The following is a 2769-nucleotide window of genomic DNA, read 5'->3' as shown; positions in this document are numbered from 1 at the left end:
CGGTGCAGGTGCGGCGCCCTCGGAGGCGACCGGTGCTGCCGACCCGGGCCGCGCCTCCGGCGCCGACCTCTGGCCCGCCGGAGCCGGCTTCGACTACCAGCTCGGAGGCGCCTCCCCCGTGCCCGACGGCGTGACGGTCGTCGCCCGCGACAGCACCGACGAGCCCGCCGGCGCCGGGTTCGACATCTGCTACGTGAACGGGTTCCAGACGCAGCCCGGCGCGGTCTGGCCCGAGTCCCTGCTGCTGCACGACGCCTCCGGCGGGCTGCTCGTCGACCCCGGCTGGCCGGACGAGCACCTCTTCGACACCTCCACCGCCGAGGCGAGGGAGGCGCTGGCCGAGCTGCAGGCTCCGGTCATCGACGGCTGCGCGGCGGCCGGCTTCGACGCGGTGGAGTTCGACAACCTCGACTCGTACAGCCGCTCCGACGGCGCGCTCGACCTCGACGACGCGGTCGCCTTCGCGACGCTGCTCGTCGCGCGCACCCACCAGGCAGGCCTCGCCGCCGGCCAGAAGAACACCGCCGAGCTGGAGGCGCGCGGCCGCGACGAGATCGGCTTCGACTTCGCCGTCGTCGAGGAGTGCGACCTGTACTCCGAGTGCGGGGCGTTCACGGACGTGTACGGCGATAACGTGCTCGCGATCGAGTACACGGACGACCTGCGCGACACGGTCGAGGGGCTGTGCTCGCGCGAGTCGACCCCGCACAGCACGGTCGTGCGCGACCGCGATCTCGTGCCCGCGGACGACCCCGCGTACTCGTTCACCCACTGCTGACCCTGAGTGCATGTCGGCGGGTTCCCGTGGCCCGCGGCGGGTCAGCGCCCACCCGCCACGCATGACAGGAACCCGCCGCACGCCACAGGAACCCGCCGCATGCCAGAGCGACCCGCCGCCGACTCTCGCTCGCACGCGGGAGGAGCTGCGGCGCGCGGCTACGCCTCGCGGGTGATCTCCACCGTCACGAACAGCGACGACGCGCCCGACCCCGCGTACACCCCGCGCAGCGGCGGCACGTCGCGGTAGTCCCGGCCGTGGCCGACGACCACGTGACGGTCGCCGATGTCGATCAGGTTGGTGGGGTCGTAGCCGTGCCAGGCGCCGCAGAACCACTCGATCCAGGCGTGCGACTCGCCCGTGACCGTCTCGCGCAACTCCGCCGACGGCCGTGGGTGCAGGTACCCGCTGACGTACCGCGCCGGGATCCCCGCCGCGCGGAGCGCCCCCACGGTCACGTGCGCGATGTCCTGACAGACCCCGGCCCGGGCGGCCCAGCTCTCGGCGGCCGTCGTCTTCACGTTGGTGACGCCGGGCAGGTACCGGACCGCGCCTCCTACCCTCTGGCAGATCTCCATCGCGGTCGAGCAGGGCGAGGTCGACGCCCCCTTCGCCTCGAGGGCCAGGTCGACCAGGTCGGCCGGCGGCGCCGTCAGCGGCGTCTGCTCGAGGTGCTCGACGAACTGGGCGGTGGCGCCGGCGACCCGGGCCAGGTCGTCCCAGCCCGTCGTCGTCTCGGGGTGCAGCACCGGGCGCAGCTCGACGGTCGACGTCGCCGTCAGCGACAGCTGCCGGTGCGGCAGCAGCACCTCGAACGCCGACACCCGGGTGCCCCAGTAGTCGACGTACTCGTGCGTCCCCGCGGCCGGGTCGATGCGGAGGTGCGACGAGAGGACGAACTGCCCCTCGGCGTGCGCCGGCAGCATGCGCGCCTCGTTGTAGCTCGCGACGGCCTCGCCGGCGTAGGAGAAGCCGGTGTGGTGGCGGATCCGCAGCCGGCTCACGATCGCTCACCGACCCAGGTCGGCGCCGCGCTGGTCGGGAAGTACCGCTGACGGATCGCCTCGGAGGCGGCGCTCGTCGCCGCCTGGACGGCGTCCATCTGGGCCGGCAGGTCGTCGAGGATGTCGCCGATCGGCCGGAACTCGAGCTCGCTGCGCATCTGCCCGAGGATCCGCACGCCGCCGTCGGTCGCGATCACCCGCCCGTTCGACGGCTCGACCTCGCGGAGGCACGCCTCGGCGCGGCTGACCGCGAACATCACACTGCGCGGGAACAGCCGGTCGAGCAGCAGGAACTCCGCCGCGTTGCGGGCGCTCGGCACGCCCCGGTAGGTGCGCAGGTAGGCCTCGTAGGCGCCGCACGAGCGGAGGATCGTCGTCCACGACGGCCCCGACGCCTCGGTCAGCGTGCGCGTGGCGAGCAGCCGCGCCGTCATGTCGGCGCGCTCGATCGAGCGGCCGAGCGTGAAGAACTGCCACACCTCGTCGCGGCTCGTGGCGCTCTCGATGATCCCCACGGCGAGCGCGCTCCGCTCCCGCACCCAGGCGAAGAACTCGTGCACCTTGTCGTCCGCGACCTTGCGCGGCATGCGGGCACGGGTCGTGTTGAGGCACTCCCACAGCTCTGTCGAGACGATCTCGCGAGCCCGTCGGGCGTTCTCCCTGGCGGCGCCGAGCGAGTAGGCGATGGAGGCCGGGTCGTGCCGGTCGACGGCGAGCCGCGCGAGCACGTCGCCTCGTGTCAGCGCCTCGTCGGAGGCGGCCTCGCTGCCCATCACCGCGAGGAGGCTGCGGCAGGCGGTGTCCTCGTCGATCCACGGATCCTCGAGCAGCAGCTGCAGGTGCACGTCGAGGATGCGCGCCGTCCCGTCGGACCGCTCGATGTACCGGCCGATCCAGAAGAGGCTCTCGGCGATGCGGCTCAGCATGGTCGTCCTTCGGTCGTGGTGGCGGGTCTCGCCTGCTGCTGCTGTTGCTGCTGCTGTTGCT

At 73.0% G+C, this 2769-nt stretch carries 3 protein-coding genes; 1 reads left to right on the top strand and 2 read right to left on the bottom strand.

The annotated features are described in order from the left end of the window. A partial coding sequence (locus RWM17_RS13775; RefSeq protein WP_314104596.1) for an endo alpha-1,4 polygalactosaminidase occupies positions 1 to 778 on the top strand: 778 nt, incomplete at its 5' end. Positions 779 to 936: 158 nt separating this feature from the next. Here the strand turns inward: RWM17_RS13775 and RWM17_RS13770 are convergent. After that, complete coding sequence (locus RWM17_RS13770; RefSeq protein WP_123547111.1) at positions 937 to 1782, bottom strand: transglutaminase family protein; 846 nt, start codon at positions 1780 to 1782, stop codon at positions 937 to 939. Then, a complete protein-coding gene (locus RWM17_RS13765; protein WP_192042413.1) occupies positions 1779 to 2708 on the bottom strand; it encodes an alpha-E domain-containing protein in 930 nt (309 codons plus the stop codon). Before RWM17_RS13765 ends, RWM17_RS13770 begins: the two co-directional genes overlap by 4 nt. Positions 2709 to 2769: the final 61 nt, after the last annotated feature.

Source organism: uncultured Frigoribacterium sp., from assembly GCF_963515265.1.
Classification (GTDB): Bacteria; Actinomycetota; Actinomycetes; order Actinomycetales; family Microbacteriaceae; genus Frigoribacterium.
This window is presented reverse-complemented; position numbering and strand designations above follow the sequence as displayed.